The following is a 22,213-nucleotide window of genomic DNA, read 5'->3' on the forward strand; positions in this document are numbered from 1 at the left end:
AGCAGGATAACCATGCGTATTGTCTCGCTGCTGCCGGGAACAACCGAAATCGTCTGTGCGCTTGGGCTTGGCGACCATTTGGTGGCAGTGACCCACGAGTGCGACTATCCGCCGGAAGTGCGCGGGTTGCCGGTAGTGACGCGCAGTATGCTGGAGCAGGAAGAAAGCTCGTCAGCTGAGATCGATGCGGTGATTCGCGCGCGCGCGCGCAACGATCTCTCGATCTACCAGCTTGATATGGCATTGATCGAGGCGCTCCAGCCCGATGTGATCTTGACGCAGGCGCTGTGCGATGTGTGCGCCGTGCCGTTACGGCAGGTGGAAGCGGCAGTCGCTAATGGGCCGGCGCAGGTGTTGTCGTTTGAACCGACGAGCTTGGCCGGCATCTTTGGCTCGATCAAGGCGATTGGGCGAGCGCTAGGGGTTCCGGAACGGGCTGATGCGTTAGTTGACGAGTTAGCAGCGCGGGTCGAGCGGGTGCGCGCGCGGGCTGCGCAAGCGACCTATCGGCCCCGCGTTGCCTGCCTCGAATGGCTCGATCCGGTGTTTGGGCCGGGCCACTGGACGCCGGAACTTGTATCAATTGCCGGTGGCCAGCCAGTATTAGGTGTGGCAGGTGAGCGATCGCAACGCGTATCGTGGACGGATGTGATCGCCTGTGCGCCAGAGGTGATCATTGCGATGCCTTGCGGGTTTACGCTCGAACGGGCCGTGGCTGAAGCAACTGCTCTTTTGCCGCAGCGGGCCGGTTGGTATGCCTTGCCGGCGGTACGGGCGGGTAATGTCTTTGCGGTTGATGGCAATGCCTATTTCAGCCGTCCCGGCCCGCGCGTGGTTGATAGCCTAGAGTTATTAGCCGAACTGATCCATCCCGATCTGTTTGCCGGATGGGGACCACAGCAGGCAGCTATTGTGCTGCGTTGATCGCGGACGCTTTTGTTGTTCAGCTCCAATTCGAGGGAGAATGTGCAGATGTCAAAGCCAGAGCTGACGATCCCCAAAGTATTGCAGGCGCTAGCTGCCGAGCTTGATCAGCCGGTAAGCATTGCTCAACTTTGCGATCTGATGAAAGCGCGCTGGTCGGTACACTACGCGGCGTCTTCAGTACGTAGCAGCCTGCGCTGGGAAAGTATCACGCTCGGTTGGGTGAAAATTAATCGCTCGCAATATCTCCCTCTGCGGTTAGTGCTTGATGGGTTGCGGTTTCGGTGCTGGCCCCGCCCGCAAGACATTGCTGAGGGTCGGTTGCCGATTGCTCATCTGCGTCCCTTTGCTGGCCTGCGCCGGCAGCCCTTGCCAGTCATCTATGACGAACAGGGTGCGATATTGGCCGTGAAAGAACCGAGGGGAAAAGAAATCGGCTTTGCTTCTCATACTGCGGTTGACATGCGAAAGTGGTTTCAACGCCATCACTTCGCCGCTGGTGACAGCATTCTGGTCGAAATGCGCTATCGGACGAGGCCAGAGTTGTATTTCACCTATGAGCCGGCAACCGCATTTCAGGCGAGCTGGGTCGATGAACAAGATCGCGCTCTGTTGCAGGCGATTGTTAAGCAGGTAGATGTGGGTTCAAAGCCGTGTGAAGAGGTGATCCTGCCGATTTTTGCCAGTGCGCCGTGGCGGACTGCATACCCCGGACGGCCATGGCAATATCTCGTTTTGAGTGATCCGCGCTTGCATCTGATTGAAGATTCGTTGATACAGGCATCCGATCCGTATTTTGATTTAGAACGATTGTTGTTGCAGAGAACACCGCGCGATGATGTAGTGTTCCATCCGTCATTGGTAGAGCAAGCGCAAAGGGCGCGGCTTCCGGTCAAGCAGTCGGTTATTGATGAGATTACGGCATTGCAGCAAGAGATGCAACGTTCGCGTACCCAAGATCGACAGGCCGGTCTCTGGAACGGCGATCTGTCGCGTGAATCGCGAGTCGCTGATGAAGAAGTGGATCATTTCTGGGAGACGATGGATGAAATGGTGGGTGTGGCCATCGATGTGTCTGATCAGATGACGCGGGCTGTGTTGCGAATGCAAGAAGTTTTGCCGCCGGAAGTTCAGCAGCAATTGTCTGAAGCAACCCCGGAAGAAGCTGAGGTTATTCTTAGCCGCTATCTGAACTATCTGTTAGTCAAAGCGCCCGACTTGTTCCCGCGGATTGATGTGCCGCCTACGTCATCGTCGAACGATTCGTGGATCGTTAAACGCAGCGTTGATAGCGATATTGAGCCGCTTGATGAGCTTGATGCGAGCGGATGGAACAATGACGACGACTGGGATGATGATGATGAATTTGGTGATGGAGACTGGGATGATGATGAGGAATCCGCCGCACTTGCCCAGAGTATCAATCTGATTAATCAGTATAGTGATTATTTATCTGAGATGGGGAAGAAGCGTTCGACTGCGCTCGTGCAGACCCGCCTTTTGAAGCCATACGCTCAGTTTTTGGCTTCGTTTTATCAACGATCGCTTCATAACGGTGACTATGCGACGCTTGACGAGTTTCTGTTTTATTATTACCCCAATCACAACGATGTCTCAGAAAGATATATCCGTGATATGTGCAGTGCGCTCAAGCAGTTTTACGCCTTCTTGCGCGAGCGAGGCGTGATCGAAGACGATCGATTTGCACAGGCGATCTGGAAACGGCGCGATCAGGCAGCACGTTTGATGACGCTGTGCCAGAAGATAGAGCGCGATTATCCCGATCAGCCAGATTTGCTCGCAATGCTGTTTAAGCCATACATGTCGTAGCGCCAATGATGTTGCTAGCCGCTAAATGCGCCTCTCTGGGCGCATTTTTCTTTACGGTGCATGCATCACTCTCATCCTCACCAACATTATCGCCGGAGTATTGGTTTGCGCGGATTTGGTAACACGCCGGAGGGTGCGCATTTGGTAACGATCATACCTCTCCATGGCGAACATTTGTTTGGAACGGTCGTCAATGGCGTGGTTCAGGTAAGTGAAATAAGAGCCATTGCTCATCAGGATTGGCTAGATATTCCAAAGCATTTCTCCCGTGCTGTGTGCGCATGGGTGATGATGCCCAATCATGTCCTCGGTATTCTTTTTCTGACCATTGATCCATCTGTAACAAGGCCGGCGAATGCGGGCGAACGGTTGGCGTCCCTGCCGCAGTCGGCGCTACGTGGCCCCCAACTCCATGACATCGGAGCCATTGTTGGTTCGTTCAAATTGGCCGTTACCCGCCGGATCAATGCGTTGAACCCTACCCCCGGCATCACGGTTTGGTAACAGAATGATGACAGGCGTATGATCCGCTCGGAACAGTTGCTCCCCAGCATCCGTAACGAACTCCATTGTGGCAAATCCGCGCTCTTGGCCATGCGATCGCCATCGATAACGACGCAGGAATGGTTCTGTTTTTGAGGAATGACCATGATTATTTACACCATCTCTATGCCGGCTCCTCATTCCCATCTCTTTCATGTACGTATCGAGATTATGCGTAATGAAACCGGCGATGTGCTGTTGTCCTTGCCGGCGTGGACGCCCGGTTCGTATATGATTCGTGAATTTGCTCGTCACGTGCAAGAATTTCAAGCCGCCGACAATGAGGGGCGACCGTTGCCGTGGCGTAAAGTTCGTAAAGATGGTTGGCTAGTGGCAGCAGGCACGGCGACGTGCGTGGTGGTGTGGTATAAGGTGTATGCGTTCGATCTGACGGTGCGCACCAGCCATCTTGATGGCACACATGGCTATTTCAACGGTGCGAACGTCTTTATGTACGTTCACGGCCATACCCGTGAATCGCTGACGTTGCACGTCGATCCGCCGTCCGGTTGGCGCGTGACGACCGGCTTGGCGCCGCTGCCAGCTGATCCGGCATACCCGCACCGCGCTTCGTTTCAGGCCGCCGATTACGATGAACTGGTGGATTGTCCGGTTGAATGCGGTACCCATCGAGTGCTAACCTTTTCGGTTGATGGCGTACCGCACCGGATTGCAATCTGGGGCTATGGTAACGAAGATGAGGCACGCCTGCTCGCCGATACCCAGCGCATCGTCGAAGTGCAGCGCAGGCTGTTTGGCGAGTTGCCGTACCGCGATTACACCTTCATTCTCCATCTGACCGATGGGCGCGGTGGTGGGCTTGAGCATCGCAATAGTGCCACCAATATGGTTGATCGTTGGACATTTACCGACCAATACGAACGCTACCTGAGCCTCACGTCACACGAGTTGTTCCATGCGTGGAATGTGAAGCGGCTCCGTCCGGCGGCACTTGGCCCGTTTGACTACCAAGCCGAGAATTATACCCGTCTACTCTGGTTCGTGGAAGGCGCAACCAGCTATTACGATGATCTCCTGTTGGTGCGCGCCGGTCTGATGAGCGAGGAGCGGTATCTACAAAAATTAGCTGATGAGATTGTTCAATTGCAGAGCCAACCCGGTCGCCGTCTGCAAAGCCTCGAGCAGAGTAGTTTTGATGCGTGGATCAAGTTCTACCGTCCTGATGAGAACAGCATCAATGCCAGCATCTCCTACTACCTGAAAGGTTCTCTCGTCTGCTGGATCTTTGACATGGCGATCCGCGCGCGCACCAATGGCGAGCGCAGTTTCGATGACGTGATGCGTTATCTCTATCAGCGTTATCCGGTTGAAGGGCCGGGCATTCCCGAAGAAGGGGCAGTTTTGGCGGCAATCGAAGCGATCGGCGGTAGTGATGGTGGGTTGCGCGAGCTGTATGAGCAGTATGTGGTTGGGGTCGAAGAACTCGATTATGCCGCTGCACTGGCAGTGGTCGGCCTTGAACCGCATTGGCAGTATCGCCGTCCACGTCATGACAGTCAGCCGCCAGCGTGGCTAGGCATCAATTGGCGTAAGCAGGGTGAACGCACAGTCGTGGCGTCGGTGCGGAGCGATGGCCCGGCGTATGTGGCGGGGGTGTACGCCGATGACGAGCTGATCGCGATTGATGGTTGGCGGGTCAATGAAGAACGTCTCAACCACCGCCTGCTCGAACGACGCCCCGGTGATACGGTGCGCTTGACCCTCTTCCGCGGCGATGCGTTGATCGAGGTGCCGGTGATATTGGCAGTTGCGCCGTATGATATGCTGTCGCTGGCACCGGTGGCGGCGCCAACGGCGCAGCAGGTGCAGATGCGGGCCGCTTGGTTGGGGCGGATCGTGTAGCGGTTCCCATACCCTTAGCGCGGCTGTAGGTCCTGCACCTCAAGGGAGCGGGATACATCCCCTGTCTTTCACAGACACAGAGTGATCGACGTAACTCCCTGCTCACTGAGGATTTGGTCTGGTTTCACCACAGCTCATACGGAGGACGCAGCTCGACCTGAATAAGAAAGCAATGGTAGGTAGGGCTACGTGTTGGGTTGTATTCAGTGAGAAGAAGAGGTACAATATTTTTGGGAACGTCAGTAAGTCACTCGGAGAAAAACCCTATGAACGAGAGAGAGTTGTATCGGCAGAAGATGCAGGCCCAGTTGGATGAATGGAAGGCGGAAGTAGATAAGCTGAAGGCACAGGTCACCGGTGCGAGTGCCGATGCTCAACTAGAATTGAATGAGCTTATTAAGTCACTGGAGGGCAAGGTAGAGGAAGGCAAGGCCAAACTTGCCGAACTTGCAAACGCCAGTGAAGATATGTGGGAGTCAATTAAAGCCGGCGTAGAGTCCACGTGGGATGTGATAACGTCTGCTTTTAGCGACGCAGTAGCGAAGTTCAAGAAGTAGTCGTTATTTTGAGGTGTCGGCCTGTAAAGATAGTACTATTGTACTACTACGAGTCGGCACCTTGAGACAAAATTGATGGTAGTCGTTGTTCTGCAGCTCAATCCCTCTCAAAGCACGCATCAATTCAACGAATTGTAGACTAACTCACCACTTTAGCCACTATCACCCTCGCCGACGTCGTGTGCAAACCTCACGATTGGGCAGATGAGTGAACCTTACTTCTTACTAAGCCCGCCGTGCTTGCGCTATCCCCTCTACCGCACAAATAGCCCAGTCTCGTAAACACCCTGCCCCTGACTTCACCACGCATCACGTTCCTCGCAACTGATGGAAAAACTGCTTCACGGATACGTTCCAGCGTGCGTATCTCGATACTGACCAAGAATAGGTTCTGGTAAGCGGTGTGGTACCCGTCGCTGTACAGACAACAACTTGCGCATCTCGCGGTATCATTGCAGAAAAGTTTGGTAATGACTGTTATTTCAACAGTAGGGAGATCCATGCCATCTATCGAAACTCTGAAAGTAATGGCGGCGGCGGCGGCGGTCGAACTCGTGCAGCCGGGGATGGTGATCGGGTTGGGGTTCGGCAGCACGGCGGCGCATGCCACGCGCCTCATCGGTGAGCGATTGGCCAGCGGCGTCTTGCGCGATATTGTAGGCGTACCGTGTGCCGAAGGGACGGCAGTGCTCGCTCGTGACCTAGGTATTCCGCTGACAACACTCGATGAGGTGAGCGAGGTTGATCTGACGATTGACGGCGCAGATGAGGTTGATCCGCAGATGGTGCTGATCAAGGGCGGCGGCGGCGCATTGTTGCGCGAGAAGATGGTTGCCCAAGCCAGCCGGCGGGTAGCGATTATCGTTGATGAGAGCAAGCTTTCGCCGGTACTTGGCACGCGCTTCGCCTTACCGGTAGAGGTGGTAGATTTTGGTCATCGGGCGACGGCGCGCTGGCTTGAAGCGCAAGGCGGCAGTGTGCGCCTCCGTCTGCGCACCGATGGCCAACCCTTCCGTACCGACCAAGGCAACTTGATCCTCGATTGGGCATACGGCCCGATTGCCGACCCGGCTGCGCTAGCGGCGCGGCTGGCAGCGCGGGCCGGCATCGTCGAGCACGGTCTGTTTGTTGGGCTGGCAACCGATCTCTTTGTCGCCGGTGCCTCAGGCGTGCGCCATCTCACGCGCTAAGATGCGGTACAATAGCGCGGTAGTTAGGTGACATACGATCACGGCTTCGCGTGCTTGACTGGATAGAAGATGGCTCCCCTTCAGAAGGGTGATCGCGCTCGCAGCGGAGATTGTTGCACCGCTTTGCGGCGGCTCACAGTGGCATACGTCGGTCAAGAGCGCGAGAACTGCGTTGGTAGCGTACCGATCGCGTTGAAGAAGAGTATCGAGAGTAACGTACTGCTTACAAAGCCGTTGGTCTTGTGAATAAGTTGGATGTATCGTATGCGGCTGGCGCCTTCAATTCTCACGGCTGATTTTGCCCGCTTGGGTGAACAGATTGCTGCTGCCTGCGACGCAGGTATTGACTGGATCCACCTTGATGTGATGGATGGTCGGTTTGTGCCGAATATCAGCTTTGGCCCCTTGGTGGTGCGGGCATTGCGCCCGCTGGCCGATCGCTACGGGGCGATGCTCGATGCCCACCTTATGATTGTCGAGCCTGAACGTTATCTAGCCGATTTCGCCGCTGCCGGCACCGACCTGATCACCGTTCATGCCGAAGCTACGCCGCATCTGCACCGGGCTGTGCAGATGATCCACGATTTGGGCAAGAAGGCCGGTGTAGCCATCAATCCGGCTACGCCGCTCAGTATGATCGAAGAGATGATCGATCAGGTTGAGTTGATCTTGCTGATGACGGTTAATCCCGGTTTTGGTGGTCAAGCCCTGATTCCCTCGGTGTTGGGTAAGGTGCGACGATTGGCCGCACTGGTAGGCGATCGGCCAGTCGAGATTATGGTTGATGGTGGGGTGCATCCAGCAACGATCGCTGCGTGCGCCGCTGCGGGTGCGACCGTGGCCGTGGTTGGTTCGGCAGTATTTGGCCCGCAGCCAATCCCAGACGCCATTGCCGCCTTGCGCGCTGCGCTGACCGAAGTGCCGGTGCGCTAAAGATCGCTGGCTGGTTGTGGTGGTGGTTCAGCTCTTTTCGATTTGTGATACGTAGGTGACGTATGTATCTAGCCGGCGACATTGGCGGCACCAAAACCATCCTTGCTTTGTTCGATCAGGCCGGCGGGCCGCATCATCCGCTCGTCGAGCAAACCTTTCCCAGTGCTCGCTATCCGAGCCTACAGGCAATTATTGCCGAGTTTTTGGCCCAACATCCGGCGGCGATCGCCGGTGCTGCCTTCGGCGTAGCCGGCCCAGTAGTTGCTGGGCGCGCTAGCATTACCAATCTCACGTGGACGATCGATGCCGCTGAGTTGAGCAGCGCACTAAGGGGCGCGCCGGTGCGCTTGCTCAACGACCTTGAGGCTATCGCGCAGGCAGTGCCGATCCTTGAGCCTGACGATTTAGCGACCCTCACGCCCGGCGCACCGGTAGCCGGTGGTGCGATCGGCGTGATCGCGCCGGGCACCGGCTTGGGTGAGGCGTTCTTGACGTGGGATGGTACACGCTACCGCCCGCATCCCTCTGAAGGTGGGCATGCAACCTTTGCGCCTCGCAATCAGGTGGAAAAAGACCTGCTCGATTATCTCCACCAACGCTTCAATCACGTCAGCTACGAGCGCGTCTGTTCAGGGATTGGCATTCCAAACTTGTACGCCTTCGTGCGTGACCGGCTCCTCCAGCGCGAGACGCCGGCGGTTGCCGAACAATTGGCTGCGGCGGCTGATCCGACGCCGATTATTGTGCAGGCGGGGATGGCAACCGAGGGGATGTGTCTGGTGGCGCGCACGGCGCTGGAGTTATTTGTGGATATTCTCGCCGCCGAAGCCGGTAATCTGGCCCTGAAGGTGTTGGCGACTGGCGGGGTGTATATCGGCGGCGGCTTGCCGCCACGGGTGCTCTCGTTGATCAAACGCGAACGCTTCTTGCAGATCTTCCGTGATAAGGGTCGCTTTAGTGACCTGCTGGCCCACGTGCCGCTGCATGTCATCCTTGAACCAAAAGCCGGCTTGCTCGGCGCGGCAGCTGCGGCGATGACTTGACATGGAGGTTATTTTAGTGTATGAATAACACTAAAGTGCAACCGGAGGAAAGGCTCGATCATGCAGGATGAACGTCCAGCTCTCTACGATGTCAGCAAATACCAATTACCGGCGGTAACGGTTGATGTTGTCATCTTCAGCTTGATCAATCGCACCTTGCATGTGTTATTGGTGCAACGCAAGCGCTGGCCATTCCAAGGGCGCTGGGCGATTCCGGGCGGATTCATCCGGCTTGATGAGTCGTTGGAAGAGGCGGCGCGGCGTGAGCTTGAAGAAGAGACCGGGGTGCGCGATGTGTACCTCGAACAACTGTACACCTTCGGTGATGTCCAACGCGATCCGCGCCACCGTGTGATCAGTGTGGCCTACATTGCGCTGGTGCGCGCCGATGCCCAGACGATCCGCGCTAGCGATGAAAACAGCGACGTGCGCTGGTTTCCGGTCGATCATGTGCCGGCGCCACTGGCCTTCGATCATGACCAGATTCTGGCCTATGCCCTCTCGCGCTTGCGCTCGAAGCTCGAATATACGACGCTGGCATTCCAATTATTGCCCGAACTCTTCTCAATCCTTGAATTAAAGCATATTTACGAACAAATTCTGGGTGAGAAGCTCGATAAAGGCAACTTCTACCGCAAAATCAAAGAGGCCGGTATTCTCGAAGAGACTCCCTATATGCGCGAGGGACGCGGTCGCCCGACCCGCCTCTGGCGTTTCCGTCGTGATCGGCCCGGCGATAAGCAGTTTGTCTTCCGCTGGCGCGAAGATCGCCGCGAGTGAGACTGCCCGCTCTTTTCCCCCCTGTAACGCAAGGTGGTATGATTCAAATAGACAACTAGCAGCTCCGCGAAGCGAGGCGCGTTATGCGTATGCTCGAAGTGTTGATTGTAGGCGGCGGGGTGATGGGCGCGGCGACAGCGTATGCGCTTGCCCGGCGCGGACGGCGGGTGCTGCTGCTCGAACAGTTTGCTATCGGGCATGCGCGCGGAAGTTCGCATGGGTTGTCGCGTTTGATCAGCTACGCCTATCCCCAACTACACTATACGCAACTGGCCATCGCCTCCCGGCAGGCATGGTCTGATCTCGAAGCTGATGCTGGCCAACGATTGCTCATCAAAACCGGTGCGCTTGAGCTAGGAGTAGCCGATTTGCCGTCCCTCCAAGCGCGGGCCGCCAATCTCGCTGCTGCCGGAGTGACGTTTGCACAGTTATCAGCATCTGAACTGCGCACACACTTTCCCCAACTCTCGATCTCTGATCAGACTATAGGCTTGTACCAACCGGATGGCGGGGTGTTGCCGGCTTCGCGCTGTGTGGCGACATTTATAGAACAGGCGCGCCGTTATGGCGCTGCCATTGCTGTGGGGGTGCGGGTCGATCGTATTGCACCAGATGGGGCTGGTGTGCGGGTTGATGCTGCTGGCGCAACCTATCGCGCGCAGCGGGTTGTGATCGCCGCCGGCTCGTATACGCCGGTGCTGCTGCGCAGTCTTGGCGTGTCATTTCCATTGCTGGTCACCCGCGAGCAAGCTGCCTGTTTTCTGCCCCGCGACCGGGTGTTAAGCAAGGTAGGCTATCTGCCGGTGGTCATCGATCACGACAGTGGCACTGAACCACCACTCATCTGTTTCCCCGATCTCGGTGAAGGGGTGAAGGCCGGGCGCCACGGTGTTGGTCCGCTGGTGCATAACCCCTACGAACCGCCGCCACTCCCCGATCCGGCTGAGAACGAACGGATCGCGCGCCGGCTCGAACAGACGCTTCCCGGTTTTGCGACCCGGCTGATACGCGCCGAGACGTGTCGCTATACCCATACGCCTGATGGCGATTTCCTCATTGATCGCCATCCTGAATATAGCCAAATTATTATTGCTGTTCCCTGCGCCGGCCATGGCTTTAAGTTTGCCCCATTAATCGGCGAGATCGTGGCCGATCTGGTTGGGCAAGGCTCAATGCAGTACGATCTTACCCCGTTTCGGTTCGATCGGCTACGCAAGCGGCATACGTTGGAATTGGCGTAAGTGGCCATCGGTCATTGTGAGAGCGTAACCCTGTTGTCATTGCGAGGGGCATAGCCTCCGAAGCAATCTCCCACTCAGGCGGGTAGCATGCCTCTAGGTATCTGTCCCGCGGTCGTGGGGATTGCTTCACCGCGCTTTGCCCGGCGTAATGTCACGGGGGAATTGCCCTTAACCTAGCTCACCCCCTCGAGGGGCGGAAGGTGCTTGCCCTCCCCTCGCAGAGACGGGGATGGGGGTGGGGTCTCGAACAGCCCCAAAAACCCACCACTTTTTCGTGTGTGTCTCTTTGTGGCTATGCTTTGCCCCGGCCCTTCAGGTCTGGGCTGCGGGTACGCAGCCTGCTGCGCGGGTTGATGGCTCGCCCCCCGGTTCCCGTTCCTACCTTGCGGGAGGGGGCATTGTTTACCGCAGAGGGCGCTGAGAGCGCAGCGGGGAAAGGCGACGCGGTGAACCTAACCCCTGTTGCACGTGCGTCTTTGTGTGCTGTGCGGCGTCGCTGGGTGGGCGGCAACGAGATTGCTCGAGCGGAACGTAGCAGCGCCCCTCGCCCGCTCCAGCGGACGAGGGGACGGGGGTGAGGGGAAACCAACGCCTTCCACGGCCATCTACTGTATTCGTGTTTCTAAGTGCTGTCTGCCCATCTACGCTCGCCGGCACGATCCGTCGTCGCAGACAGGATTGCCCCCGAAGAGGTAGCGGTTGCGGGCAATAAAGTTGTAGATCGGCCCAGCCACTGTCAGCGCGCCGGGCAGACTCATCAGTTCGCCTAACCCGCGTAAGGCTGGCAGCCGCAACAAGAGTTCGCGAACCGCTTCAGCTCCGCGATAGATTGTCCCGTCTGGCCCGACGACGTGCAGTTGCCCCATCGCTTCCTCGTGGCTAATCTGCGGAAACCGCTCGCGGGCAGCCGTACTGTTAGCGTCAAGCAATTCGATTTGGCGCTGCTCGTCGTACATCGCGACCCACTTAGCTTGTTGGCGGCACATCCGGCAGTTGCCATCGTAGAGCATGGTATAGGGCATGTGGTACATCCTTTCTGCTTAATATGGCATCATGGCCGTCACCACCAGCGCCAGCACGAGGATGCCGATGATTACTGCGCTTAAGATGCGAAACCATTGTTGGTAGCGTTTGCGGCTCATCTTGATGCCTCCCTACATATGTTGCAAGGCTCTGCTTGTATTATATCAATTCGCTTCGATCTGATATACGTGCGGCAGGAAAACTGCTGCACTCCATACGATAGCAGACTGCATGACTGCCGCTAAGCGTGGGCAGAGGGTATCATGCTAGGGCCAGCCGGTGATGGTTTGCCAGACCGCTTGCGTAATTGCCGCTACCACTGCGTGATGCCGGTATGGCGGCGGGGTGCGGTGCGGGTAAGTACGGTTACACAGCACAATGATGGCAAGCCGTTCTTGAGGAATCCCAACCATGATCGGGCCGGTAAACCCGCTGTGGCCGAATCCGGTCGTGATGGCTGGTCCCAGATATGGCCGTCGGAGCATCCAGCCCAATCCACTGACCGGTTGCCCGGTGCGCTCGGTTTGTGGTGTCAGCGCGGCGTGTGTCGTTTCTGAGCGCAAGAGCTGCTGGCCTTCCCATGCCCCGTCGCGCAAGAAGAGTTGCACAAGGCGCAGCGTTTCGCTTGCAATGCCAAATAGGCCGGCATGGCCGGCGATGCCGCCCAGCGCATAGGCACTCTCGTCGTGGGTGACACCATGGACGAGACCGCCGCGCCATGCCTCATCCCATTCGGTAGGGGCAATCCGTGGCTGCCATTCCACTGGCGGGCGGAAACGGGTCTCTTCTATGCCGAGCGGTGCGCAGACCAGCTCGCTGATCGCTTGGTCGAGCGGGCCGCCGTAAATCACTGCCACCAGCTCGCCGAGCAGAAAGGTGTTGAGGTTGGCGTATTCGGTCACGCTGCCGGGTGGGTGCTTAGGTGTCGCCGTATACACCGTTTGCCGGATCGTATGGGCGCCGGCGCGGGCCAGCGGTGCCATTTGCACAGCCAACCCGCTTTGATGGCTGAGCAAGTGGCGCACCGTGATGCCGCTAGCCTGTAGCGCCGGCAGCCAGTGCTGCACTGGCCGGTCGAGCGGCAGCATTCCGGCGTCATGTAAGCGCAGCGCCGCAGTTGCGGTAAAGACTTTAGTCAGCGAGGCGAGATCGTAGATGGTATCGAGCGTCACCGGTCTGGTGCCGGGATCATCGTACATAGTCGTGCCGTAAGCGGCGGCGTGGATCAGGCGATCATCCTGTGTGACCAAAACGACCGCGCCGGGGAAGATGCGTTCGTGAATAGCGGTGGTGATGATGGTGTCGATAGCTGGAATCATAGCAAAGCTTACGTTTCATAACGCGAACCGATTCCGCCGCAGCGCAATTTCCGCTAGCCAGAGCGCCAAGGCTAGCCCCGCTAGCAGCGGCCAGAGATATGTAACGGTGGATGATATAGGCGGCACGGTTGTTGCTGTCAGCGTCGGTTCCAGACTCCCGCCAGTGATGGTGGCGATCTGTTGCAAGAGGGCTTCCCCCTGCGCTGGATCGGTAAGCGCATACTCAGCCGGGGGCGGTAATACGTAGCCGATGCTGCGCTGGAGAGTTTGCCCGCCGGCGAACAAGGCAACGGTGATCTGGTACGGCCCGGTTGTGGCCAAGGCCAGCTCACGCGCATACGTACCCGGCGCTATCTGTGCCAAACTGACACTCTGCTCGCTCCCGTCGGGGAGGGTGACGCGCGCGCTGGCCTGCGCCAAATCGATCGGCACTCCTCCTGCCGTCTGCGCTGCAACCACTAGCCGCGCCCCGGCAGCCGTCGGTTCAACCCGCACCTGCAACGGCCCGCTATCGGGCGTAGGCAGCGTATAGCGCACAATCTGGCTCCAGAACCGATCGTATTCGGGCCATCCCGGCCACTTCGTCGCCCACGGCGCAGCGGCGCTCGCCGTCCACGCCACGCTGCGACCCAAGCCGTATTGCCAGACCGCTAGCAATGGATCGTCCGCTGAGCTTTCGAGCACGATAGTAGCTTCAGGGCGTGGTTGCAGCGCGATATAGCCATCAAGGATCGGCAGTGCGCGCGGATCAAGGTTGCGCACCAACGGATGCGGTTGCTTGAGCAGGGCCGATACCGGTTGTTCGACCGTGAGTTCAGCGCCAGCAATTTCGCTTTCTTGCAGCGTGATGCGCGGTAAGTCAGCGGCGTCAGCCACAAAATAATAGCGTCCATTGCCCCATTGCGCCAATTGTTCGAGCAGCTCGGTGTCGGCATCTAGCCCAATCGCGATGGTGGAAAGGGTGATCTGCTCGGCGCGGGCAGTCTCGATCAATTGCTGATAGCGCGAGTAGTTATTAAAGTAACTGCGTCCGTCGGTTAACAAGACAGCGTGGCGCGCGCTGTGCGGCTCAGCGGCCAGCGCCGGCAGCCCAACTGCCAGTGACCGTTCGATGTTGGTGCCGCCTCCGAGCGGCATAGTCGCGATCTGCGTTTGTAAAGCGGCAACGTTAGCACCTTCACCCACCGCTTGGAATGGCACCGTCCACAAGGTATCGGTATCGAACGCCAACACACCGATTCGGTCGCTCGGTTGCAGGGCGGTGAGGGCGAGGATAGCCGCTTCTTTGGCCATGTCAAATTTGCTCACGCCAAATGTGGCGCTCATACTGGCCGAGCGGTCGATGATCAGCAAGAGCGATACCGGTGTGCGTTGCGGGCGTGGCGGCGGCGTCATCACTAGCGGCAGCGCCTCGGCCAGTGGTGTCTCAGCGTAGCCGCCGAGGGTGAACGACTGCTTGCCGCCGAGCACCGTCAGCCCCTTGCCTTCGCTGCGCACAATTTCGCGCAGGGCAGCCATCTGCTCGAATGACAACTGGTTGGCTGGCACATCCACCAGCACAATGCCGTCATAGGCGGTAAGCTGGTCGAGATTGGCTGGTAACGACGCCGCCGGCAGGCGTTCCACGAGCATGCCGGACTGGCGCAGCGTTGCGGCGAGCATGGTGCCGCCATCGCGATAACCTTCAAGCAGGAGAATTGTTGGCGGCGGTATCACCAGTGCCGTCGCTGCCGCCGTGTTGTTGGCGTGAAATGTGTCATTGCCGACGGGGATCACTTCGGCGCGCAGGCGCAAGATTCCCGGTTCGCCGGCGGTATGGGTGATGGTGAACTGGTGCTGATCGGGTGGAATAAAGATCGGTTCTTCGCCGAGCAGTTGCTCATCGGCCCATACCCGCAGTCGGGCAGCCAGCGGTTCGGCGCTGTGCAGAGCGCGGTAGACGGTTGTGATAGTGAGGTCAAATACCTCGCCGCTACGGAGCAAGGCCGGCAGGTCGAGTCGGGTGATGGCAACTTCTGCAATAGTTGGCGGGGCGACGTAACGCACATCGATCTGGATGCCAGCCTGCGCAGCGCGATGCGCTTCGGCCAAAACATTGCCGCCGGTATGCTGGCCGTCACTAATCACAATCACTCTGCCGCCAGCGGGCAACAGTTGGCGGGCCATTCGTAACGCGGCGGCGAGGTCGCTGCCGGCGCTATCGGGCAACCGATCACCGCCAGCCACCACATTGGCACCAAACGCCAGCAGGCGCGTGGTCGGGCCGCTGGCATCGGCGATAGCTTGGGCCTCGGCGCGGATTGCTGCCTGCCCATCCGCAGTGAGACTAGCCGATTGATCGTACAGCACAAGGAGTGGGCCGGTTGCTGGCGCTCCCGGTTGTTGCCAGATCGGATCTGCCAGTGCGGTGATCAGGAAGGCGACAATGAGCATTCTCATCCCAACCACCGGCCACGGCAAGCGCTGGCCAGCTCGCCGCCAGATTAGCACTAATGCCGGCAACGCCAACAACAGCCAGAATAGATGAGGAGATTGCCAGATCATCGCGCCTCCACTTGGGGCCGGCGTTGGATGTACAACCATTCGCCAATCAAGACGATGATCGCAGCAATGATCAGCCACGACCACAGCGGTTGCGGCGCCGCGGCGCGGGTTACCGGCGTTTGCACCGGCGCTGCGCCGATGGCGGCGCTGGCAAAGCGCGGCGTCGGATCCGCTTCGCCGATGGCACCGGCGTTCACTGGGAACTGCGTTTCGCGCAGGAGTTGGTCACCCGCCCACTCTTGCACGCGGTAGACTCCGACTTGCCTTGGCTCGATGGTGGCCGGAATGGCCGGCTGCACGGCGATCGTCGTTCTGTTTCCGTTGGGGTCAATCACAGTCAGTTGCGTTGCCCGAATATCGGCTTGGTAAACCAGCGGCGCGCCGAGGATCAACGCAACCGGCGCGGGCGGCGGGGTCAGATCGCGCACGGTGCGGGCGACGAGCAGCGGAAAGGCTAACCGTGTGGTAAGCGCTTCGTTCGCTACATCGAAATTCCAGACCGCCACCTCGCTGTGCTCGAATCTTCCGCGCAGGATTAGCGGAATGCCATCGCTGAGCGCGAGCGGGGTCAGCCACGCTGGCGGTTCGATTGCGGCAATTCGACCCCACGCGATCCCGCCCAGATTGACATCGCGCAACAATGCTTCACCGGCAGGGGTAAAGGTGAGCGTCGTTCCGGCGGGAGTTGGGCCGTTACTGGGGAGTAACTCACCAGCCGGAGGATTGATGATCAGCATGGCACCCGCTAGCCAGCGTCGAGGTTGCGTGTTCACAAAGATCGTGAGATCGGCAGCGGCGTCGGGGACAAACGCCGCTGGATCGACGGTGGTCAGCCGCACTTCCGGCATCGCTTGCAAGGCCCGCGCCAGTGCTGGTGCGTCGTTAGCAACTAACACAACATTGATCGGGCGCTGGCCGCTGACATTCACCACCGCCGCATCGTCGAGTGGCAAGCCGTCGTTGCCGTTCAATTCCAACCGGATCTGTTGCGCTGGGCCGGGTAATGTCCATGCCAATTCCAAAGCGGTGTCGGGACGCATGTTCACCGCTTCATTGCGGCTGATCCGTTCATCAACCAGCAGCCGCACGGTGCCGCGGAACGGTTGATTGCCATGGTTCGCTAGCCGGGCGTAGACATGCACTGCGCCGGCGTTGCCTGATCGCGCGGCGAGCGTGACGACGGCGCGGTTCGGTTGATCCGTGCCAAGCACTTCGATCTGGAGCGGCAGCCGTAAAACGGTGAGATCAGGCAGAGGTAAGGCGCCATCGGTCAACCAGACCACCCGTGCGCCGGGTTGGTCGAGCAGAAAAGTTTCGGCGATGGTCAGCGCACCGTTCACATCACTACCCGCACCTTCGACTGTCACCTGTTCGAGTGCCGCTAGCAGGCGTGCCGCATCGGCGCTGCTACCGCGGTCAATCAGGCGTGCCTGCGGCCCGGCGCTGATCAGCACGACCTGATCGGCGCCGCGCATCTGCCTAATGAAGGTAGCGGCCTGTTGGCGCGCGCGTTCGAGCCGGGCGTTGCCGCCTTCGCGCAGTGCCATACTGGTAGAGGTATCGATCAGGATCGCGGTCGCTCGCACTGAACCCAGCCACGGCAAGGGGAGTTGGGGTTGGGCTAACGCGAACCCGATAAGGAATGCTCCTAACAAATGCAGGAACAGTAGCAAGCTCCAGCGTAATCGCCGGCGGCGATGGGCGGTTGGCCGTGGCACGAGCTGTTGCCAGAGCAGGAGTGAAGGTACCACAGTACGTCGCCGGCGTGCTTGCCTCAGATGCAAGATGACAATTACCGGCAAGGTCAAGAGTGCAAGTAAACCAAGCGGAGCAAGCAAGGTCATGGCATTCCCACGTCATAAACTCACAGTGTGCTTCCTTCACGTCCTTGGTGCTCTTGGCACCTTTGCGTTTCCAGCCCTTCGCACCCTTACCATTACCCTAAAAACCGTCGCACACGCAAAAACGGGATGATCTGGCGTTCGAGCGGCCAATTCACCATCACTGGCGCATACGCCATCCCGCGCGCAGTGCAGCGCTGAGCAATCGCTGAACGCCATGCATGCGCCGCCGCACGATAGGCAGCCAGCGTCTCGTCATCAAGGTCGATCACCAACTGCTCACCCGTTTCACTATCAACTAACTCGAGCGAGCCATACAGGGTTGGTTCCAACTCGGCTTGGCTCAGCAAATGCAACACCAGCACTTGCCAACGTGGAGCCGGTAAGTATTGAGCAATCGTTTCAATTGGCATCGGCGTCAGCAGGTCGGAAATCACGAGCACCAATCCGCCCTGTGGTCGCCGCTGCACGACTTGCTGCGTCGCTTGCGCCAGATCGGTCTGATGGCCCGGCGCCAGCGCGCGCAGGTGACGAAAAAGGCTGACGGCCAGTGCTTTGCCACGCACCGGCCCGAACACTGGCCCCGTTTGCCCGCTAGCCAACACCGTAACCTGATCGCCATGGGCTAACGCAAGATAACCAATCGCGCCAGCCAATTGGAGCGCCAATCGTAGTCGTGCTGGTTCACCGGTTGCCATACTGCGCGAGGTGTCAACGATCATACTCACCGCCACCTCTTGCTCGATCTCACCTAGGCGCACCAGCAAGTGTTCTTGGCGCGCGTAGGCATGCCAGTCGAGATAGCGCGGATCATCGCCATGCACGTAAGGACGATGGTCATTAAAAATGGTCGCCGGCATCTGCTGGCGGCTGGGGTGTTGGCCTACAGTTGGCGTGCCGCGTAGGGTGCGTTGCGCCTGCAGGCTGAGCCGTTCAAGCCGGCGCAAGAAGGCTTCATCAAACAGAGGCGGTTCAACGACAGCCGGTTTACGGCGAAAAATAGTTGCGAACCACATCGCGTACATCCGAAGGAATATGCAGCGGATCGTCGGCAGCTTGCACGGGGCCGCCGGCGCTGTTGCTGCTCGACCGGATCGATAATCCACCCGGCTGGTCGCTGCCAGCTTGCCCCGTGTTTGCACCAGCAGCCGGTATTTGACCGGTGCCGCTGCTTTCGAGCTCGAACGGCCTGCCATCGGCACCCAGCGGGCTAAACGTTTGCTCACGGCGTTGACTGCCGGGAGCGTTGCCGGCCCCACCGCCGCCGCCATCGGCTACCGGCACGGCTGGTTGGCGCTCGAGCGCATCGGCCAGCGCCTCAACTCCGGTGGCGCCGGCCAGCGCATCGCCGAATTGCAGTGCGTCAGCCGTAGCTCGCATCTGATCGGCCAGATCGGGCCGCACTTGCGCAATGTCACGCGCCGCTTCCCGCAACGCTTGGGCTATGGCTTCTCGCGCTGCCGGCGAAATCTCGCCCATCTGATCGGCCAGTTCACGCAATGCATCAGCCGCGCCGGCAATGTCACCCCGATCCAACGCCTCAGCCGCCGGGCGGGTAATGCTCTGATCACGCAACGCATCGGCGAGCGCCGACAATACGCCCGGATCAGTCCCACCTAGAGCGGTTGGCTCCCCGGTGAGCGGTGGCGGCTCCGGCGCGGGTGCGTCGACCACTGGATCGGGCCGGTTTAAAGGAGGTAACGGCTCAGCGCTGCCAACCGGCGGGATCGGTCGCTCCACCAGTGCCAGCAATCCAGCCAAGACTAGCAGGAGCGCGCTTAACATCAACGCTTCCGGCCAGAGCGGCTGTCGTGTTCGATTGACATAATATTGAATGCGTTTGACACTCTCTTGGGCTTGCTGCGCTAGCTGGGCCGCGACCCCGCTTGGCTCGCCGTTCAATTCCAACGCGGTACTCAATTGCTCCTGCAACCGAAACCGGCGATCGAGCCGCCGGGCCGCGATTTGGGGTGTTAAGCGGAAGGCTAGCGTTTGCATACCACCAAGAATGGCGCTGCCGGCAATGATCCACCCCAGCAGCGGGCGGGCTAATGGCGCGATCCCTAATATTGGCAAGATGGTGCCAATGCAGGCAATGATGAAGCCAATGCTGACGGTGCGCACCAGTGTTTCGATCGCGTGCTGGCGCCAGCGTTGGGCGCTGAGTTGGCGGAGGTGTTGCGCGAGTTGGTGTTGCATACTAGCAGTGTACCACAATCGGATCGGGTACAATATGACACGCCGATGAGTTTTTGGGAGTGGGGAACAGGGAGTAGGGATGAGGGAGGCGGGCCAATATCCCCTGTCTCTTTTTTCTATGGTGGGTGCATACATAAGGAGAAGGGATATGAATGATCTGCTCGCGCTGCTGGCTCGCCGGGTGGCCGAGGGGCGCCCGTTGCGGGTAGGCTTGATCGGGGCCGGGAAGTTTGGCACAATGTTTTTGGCGCAGGCTCGCCGGGTGGCCGGTTTGCACGTGCTTGGCGTCGCCGATCTGGCGCCCGATCGGGCGCGGGCGGCGCTGGCGCGGGCCGGCTGGCCTGTCGAACAATATGCTGCGGGATCGCTAGCCGATGCGCTCAAGACCGGTGCTACGTATGTAGGTGACGATGCCGCAGCGTTAATTGCCGCCGATGGCCTTGATGTGATCGTCGAAGCAACCGGCGTGCCGGCGGCGGGGGTGGCGCACTGTCTGCTCGCGATCGAGCACCGTCGCCACATTGTGATGGTGAATGTCGAGGCTGATGCGCTGGTTGGCCCGTTGCTCGCTCGCCGCGCCGCCGAAGCTGGCGTTGTTTACTCGCTGGCTTATGGCGATCAGCCGGCCCTGATTGCCGAGCAGGTGGAGTGGGCGCGGGCTTGTGGCTTTGAGGTGATTTGCGCCGGTAAAGGCACGCGCTATCTGCCCCATTACCACCAAAGCACGCCAGAAACTGTCTGGCAGTATTACGGTCTCAGCGCCGAGCAGGCTGCCGCTGGCGGAATGAACCCGCAGATGTTCAATTCCTTTCTCGACGGTACCAAGTCGGCGATCGAGATGGCGGCGGTGGCGAATGCATGCCATTTGCACCCGCAACCCCATGGCCTTACCTTCCCGCCGTGCGGGGTCGATGATTTAGCTCACGTCTTGCGCCCGCAGACGGCTGGCGGTCAACTGGCCCACGCCGGCACCGTTGAGGTGGTCTCGTCGCTCGAACGCGATGGCCGCCCAGTCTTCCGCGATCTGCGCTGGGGAGTCTACGTGGTCTTTGCCGCGCCCGACGACTACGTGCGGCGTTGTTTTGCCGAATATGGTCTTGTCACCGATTCAAGCGGCGTCTACAGCGCGCTCTACCGTCCTTACCACTTGATCGGCCTTGAGTTGCCGATCTCGGTGTTGCGGGTGGGTTTGCGCCACGAGGCGACCGGTTGTCCGCAAGCGTTTCTGGGTGATGTGGTGGCGGTGGCTAAGCGTGATCTCGCCGAGGGTGAGGCGCTCGATGGCGAGGGTGGCTACACGGTGTACGGTAAGCTGATGCCGGCTGCCGATTCGGTGGCTGCCGGCGCGTTGCCGATCGGTCTTGCTCACGGTATCCGTACCCTGCGACCGATTCCAGCCGGGGCTGTGGTGCGTTGGGATGATGTCGCCTACGAAACGAACCATTCCACCGTGCGCTTGCGCCGGTTGATGGAGCGCACAATGGCGCCGGGGGTGGCCCAATGACGGTGGCGTTGCTTGGTCTTGGCTTGATGGGCCGGCCGATGGCCCGCACCTTGTTGGCTGCCGGTTGGTCGTTGGTGGGTTGGAATCGCTCGCCGCTCGATCCCGAACTTACCGCCGGGATTCCGCTGGCGACCACGCTCGCGGAAGCGGCGCACGCGGATGTGCTGATTCTGATGCTGAGCGACTCGGCGGCAGTTGATGATCTGCTCTCACGGCTTGATCCGCTGTTACAACCCGGCCAATTGGTGATCGATATGGGTAGTTCCGACCCGCTGCGTTCACAGGCACACGCGACGACACTGGCCGCGCGCGGGATTGGGTGGGTTGATGCGCCGGTGTCGGGTGGCCCAGAAGGGGCGGCAGCAGGTACGCTGGCGATTATGGTGGGAGGCGCGGATGCTGATGTGGGGCGGGCGTGGCCAATACTCAGCGCATTGGGCCGACCGACTCACGTTGGCCCGGCTGGGGCTGGCCATACTGCTAAAGTCATCAACCAACTGATTGTCGGTTTGACCATACAGGCTGTCGCCGAAGCAACCGTCTTAGCCGAGGCGTATGGCCTTGATCCGGCACTGCTCCGCGCCGCGCTGGCCGGTGGCTTTGCCGACTCGAAAGTGTTGCAGATCCACGGCGCGCGCATGGCAGCGCGACGCTACATCCCCGGTGGCAAAGTAACGACGCAGCTCAAGGATTTGCGCATGGCGGCGGCGATGGCGGCAGCAGCAGGGATCGAGCTGCCTCACTTGCGCGATACCATCACCCGCTACGAGACGTTGGTTGCGCGTGGGCACGGCGATCTTGACCATTCGGCATTACATATGTTGTTAGCGCAAAAGGTGACCTCGTAGGGACATTGCGCCTTCATAGCCTTACACCGCT

General features: G+C 59.3%; 18 protein-coding genes. 12 read left to right on the forward strand and 6 right to left on the reverse strand.

Features of this window, described 5'->3' with window-relative positions; translation table 11 throughout:
* The first annotated feature begins 12 nt into the window (after positions 1-12).
* The 10 genes from Q1A00_RS12605 to solA all read left to right on the forward strand — a co-directional run bounded on the left by Q1A00_RS12605 (position 13) and on the right by solA (position 10,904).
* Positions 13-924 carry a cobalamin-binding protein gene (locus tag Q1A00_RS12605; protein ID WP_299757141.1) on the forward strand — a complete coding sequence of 304 codons (912 nt, stop codon included), beginning with the start codon at positions 13-15 and terminating at the stop codon, positions 922-924.
* A gap of 48 nt (positions 925-972) precedes the next feature.
* Positions 973-2,754 carry a hypothetical protein gene (locus tag Q1A00_RS12610; RefSeq protein ID WP_298403077.1) on the forward strand — a complete coding sequence of 594 codons (1,782 nt, stop codon included), beginning with the start codon at positions 973-975 and terminating at the stop codon, positions 2,752-2,754.
* 105 nt (positions 2,755-2,859) lie between these two features.
* Positions 2,860-3,258 (forward strand): hypothetical protein, encoded by a 399-nt coding sequence (locus Q1A00_RS12615; RefSeq protein WP_299757144.1) that lies wholly within the window; start codon positions 2,860-2,862, stop codon positions 3,256-3,258.
* Between the two features lie 144 nt (positions 3,259-3,402).
* Positions 3,403-5,160, forward strand: a complete 1,758-nt coding sequence (locus Q1A00_RS12620) for a M61 family metallopeptidase (RefSeq protein ID WP_299757147.1) — start codon at positions 3,403-3,405, stop codon at positions 5,158-5,160.
* 266 nt (positions 5,161-5,426) lie between these two features.
* The gene (locus tag Q1A00_RS12625; protein ID WP_298403083.1) at positions 5,427-5,717 is read left to right on the forward strand and encodes a hypothetical protein; all 291 of its coding nucleotides are present in this window, start codon (positions 5,427-5,429) and stop codon (positions 5,715-5,717) included.
* A gap of 500 nt (positions 5,718-6,217) precedes the next feature.
* Positions 6,218-6,907 carry a ribose-5-phosphate isomerase RpiA gene (rpiA, locus tag Q1A00_RS12630; RefSeq protein ID WP_366144851.1) on the forward strand — a complete coding sequence of 230 codons (690 nt, stop codon included), beginning with the start codon at positions 6,218-6,220 and terminating at the stop codon, positions 6,905-6,907.
* Positions 6,908-7,171: 264 nt separating this feature from the next.
* Positions 7,172-7,840, forward strand: coding sequence for a ribulose-phosphate 3-epimerase (rpe, locus tag Q1A00_RS12635; RefSeq protein ID WP_298403085.1), 669 nt, complete (start codon positions 7,172-7,174; stop codon positions 7,838-7,840).
* A gap of 62 nt (positions 7,841-7,902) precedes the next feature.
* On the forward strand, positions 7,903-8,883 hold the full coding sequence (glk, locus tag Q1A00_RS12640) for a glucokinase (RefSeq protein WP_298403087.1): 981 nt from the start codon (positions 7,903-7,905) through the stop codon (positions 8,881-8,883).
* 60 nt (positions 8,884-8,943) lie between these two features.
* The gene (locus Q1A00_RS12645) at positions 8,944-9,663 is read left to right on the forward strand and encodes an NUDIX domain-containing protein (RefSeq protein WP_298403088.1); all 720 of its coding nucleotides are present in this window, start codon (positions 8,944-8,946) and stop codon (positions 9,661-9,663) included.
* An 83-nt stretch (positions 9,664-9,746) separates the two neighbouring features.
* Positions 9,747-10,904, forward strand: coding sequence for an N-methyl-L-tryptophan oxidase (gene solA / locus Q1A00_RS12650; RefSeq protein WP_298403090.1), 1,158 nt, complete (start codon positions 9,747-9,749; stop codon positions 10,902-10,904).
* Between the two features lie 641 nt (positions 10,905-11,545).
* Here the strand turns inward: solA and Q1A00_RS12655 are convergent.
* The 6 genes from Q1A00_RS12655 to Q1A00_RS12680 form a co-directional block, all read right to left on the reverse strand.
* Positions 11,546-11,926, reverse strand: coding sequence for a thiol-disulfide oxidoreductase DCC family protein (locus Q1A00_RS12655; RefSeq protein WP_298403091.1), 381 nt, complete (start codon positions 11,924-11,926; stop codon positions 11,546-11,548).
* Positions 11,927-12,193: 267 nt separating this feature from the next.
* Positions 12,194-13,246, reverse strand: coding sequence for a serine hydrolase (locus Q1A00_RS12660; protein WP_298403092.1), 1,053 nt, complete (start codon positions 13,244-13,246; stop codon positions 12,194-12,196).
* A gap of 15 nt (positions 13,247-13,261) precedes the next feature.
* Complete coding sequence (locus Q1A00_RS12665; RefSeq protein ID WP_298403094.1) at positions 13,262-15,790, reverse strand: VWA domain-containing protein; 2,529 nt, start codon at positions 15,788-15,790, stop codon at positions 13,262-13,264.
* Entirely contained in the window at positions 15,787-17,634 is a 1,848-nt protein-coding gene (locus Q1A00_RS12670) for a VWA domain-containing protein (protein ID WP_298403095.1), read from the reverse strand. Before Q1A00_RS12670 ends, Q1A00_RS12665 begins: the two co-directional genes overlap by 4 nt.
* A 92-nt stretch (positions 17,635-17,726) precedes the next feature.
* Positions 17,727-18,647 carry a DUF58 domain-containing protein gene (locus tag Q1A00_RS12675; protein WP_298403096.1) on the reverse strand — a complete coding sequence of 307 codons (921 nt, stop codon included), beginning with the start codon at positions 18,645-18,647 and terminating at the stop codon, positions 17,727-17,729.
* Complete coding sequence (locus tag Q1A00_RS12680) at positions 18,619-19,830, reverse strand: hypothetical protein (RefSeq protein WP_299757156.1); 1,212 nt, start codon at positions 19,828-19,830, stop codon at positions 18,619-18,621. Before Q1A00_RS12680 ends, Q1A00_RS12675 begins: the two co-directional genes overlap by 29 nt.
* Positions 19,831-19,978: 148 nt before the next feature.
* Between Q1A00_RS12680 and Q1A00_RS12685 the strand changes: the two genes are divergently transcribed.
* Positions 19,979-21,334 (forward strand): SAF domain-containing protein, encoded by a 1,356-nt coding sequence (locus Q1A00_RS12685; protein WP_298403098.1) that lies wholly within the window; start codon positions 19,979-19,981, stop codon positions 21,332-21,334.
* Positions 21,331-22,182 carry an NAD(P)-dependent oxidoreductase gene (locus tag Q1A00_RS12690; protein ID WP_298403099.1) on the forward strand — a complete coding sequence of 284 codons (852 nt, stop codon included), beginning with the start codon at positions 21,331-21,333 and terminating at the stop codon, positions 22,180-22,182. Before Q1A00_RS12685 ends, Q1A00_RS12690 begins: the two co-directional genes overlap by 4 nt.
* The last annotated feature ends 31 nt before the right edge of the window (positions 22,183-22,213 follow it).

Origin of the sequence: uncultured Chloroflexus sp. (assembly GCF_938091255.1) — a bacterium.
In the GTDB taxonomy this organism is placed as follows: domain Bacteria; phylum Chloroflexota; class Chloroflexia; order Chloroflexales; family Chloroflexaceae; genus Chloroflexus.

Excerpts from the sequence above, each read along its gene's own strand:
- Q1A00_RS12670 (WP_298403095.1), bottom strand. The coding sequence starts at position 17,634 with ATGACCTTGCTTGCTCCGCTTGGTTTACTTGCACTCTTGACCTTGCCG.
- Q1A00_RS12690 (WP_298403099.1), top strand. The coding sequence starts at position 21,331 with ATGACGGTGGCGTTGCTTGGTCTTGGCTTGATGGGCCGGCCGATGGCC.
- rpiA (WP_366144851.1), top strand. The coding sequence starts at position 6,218 with ATGCCATCTATCGAAACTCTGAAAGTAATGGCGGCGGCGGCGGCGGTC.
- Q1A00_RS12605 (WP_299757141.1), top strand. The coding sequence starts at position 13 with ATGCGTATTGTCTCGCTGCTGCCGGGAACAACCGAAATCGTCTGTGCG.
- Q1A00_RS12620 (WP_299757147.1), top strand. The coding sequence starts at position 3,403 with ATGATTATTTACACCATCTCTATGCCGGCTCCTCATTCCCATCTCTTT.
- Q1A00_RS12655 (WP_298403091.1), bottom strand. The coding sequence starts at position 11,926 with ATGCCCTATACCATGCTCTACGATGGCAACTGCCGGATGTGCCGCCAA.
- Q1A00_RS12610 (WP_298403077.1), top strand. The coding sequence starts at position 973 with ATGTCAAAGCCAGAGCTGACGATCCCCAAAGTATTGCAGGCGCTAGCT.
- Q1A00_RS12665 (WP_298403094.1), bottom strand. The coding sequence starts at position 15,790 with ATGATCTGGCAATCTCCTCATCTATTCTGGCTGTTGTTGGCGTTGCCG.
- rpe (WP_298403085.1), top strand. The coding sequence starts at position 7,172 with ATGCGGCTGGCGCCTTCAATTCTCACGGCTGATTTTGCCCGCTTGGGT.
- Q1A00_RS12645 (WP_298403088.1), top strand. The coding sequence starts at position 8,944 with ATGCAGGATGAACGTCCAGCTCTCTACGATGTCAGCAAATACCAATTA.
- Q1A00_RS12625 (WP_298403083.1), top strand. The coding sequence starts at position 5,427 with ATGAACGAGAGAGAGTTGTATCGGCAGAAGATGCAGGCCCAGTTGGAT.
- Q1A00_RS12685 (WP_298403098.1), top strand. The coding sequence starts at position 19,979 with ATGAATGATCTGCTCGCGCTGCTGGCTCGCCGGGTGGCCGAGGGGCGC.
- Q1A00_RS12675 (WP_298403096.1), bottom strand. The coding sequence starts at position 18,647 with ATGTGGTTCGCAACTATTTTTCGCCGTAAACCGGCTGTCGTTGAACCG.
- Q1A00_RS12680 (WP_299757156.1), bottom strand. The coding sequence starts at position 19,830 with ATGCAACACCAACTCGCGCAACACCTCCGCCAACTCAGCGCCCAACGC.
- solA (WP_298403090.1), top strand. The coding sequence starts at position 9,747 with ATGCGTATGCTCGAAGTGTTGATTGTAGGCGGCGGGGTGATGGGCGCG.
- Q1A00_RS12660 (WP_298403092.1), bottom strand. The coding sequence starts at position 13,246 with ATGATTCCAGCTATCGACACCATCATCACCACCGCTATTCACGAACGC.
- glk (WP_298403087.1), top strand. The coding sequence starts at position 7,903 with ATGTATCTAGCCGGCGACATTGGCGGCACCAAAACCATCCTTGCTTTG.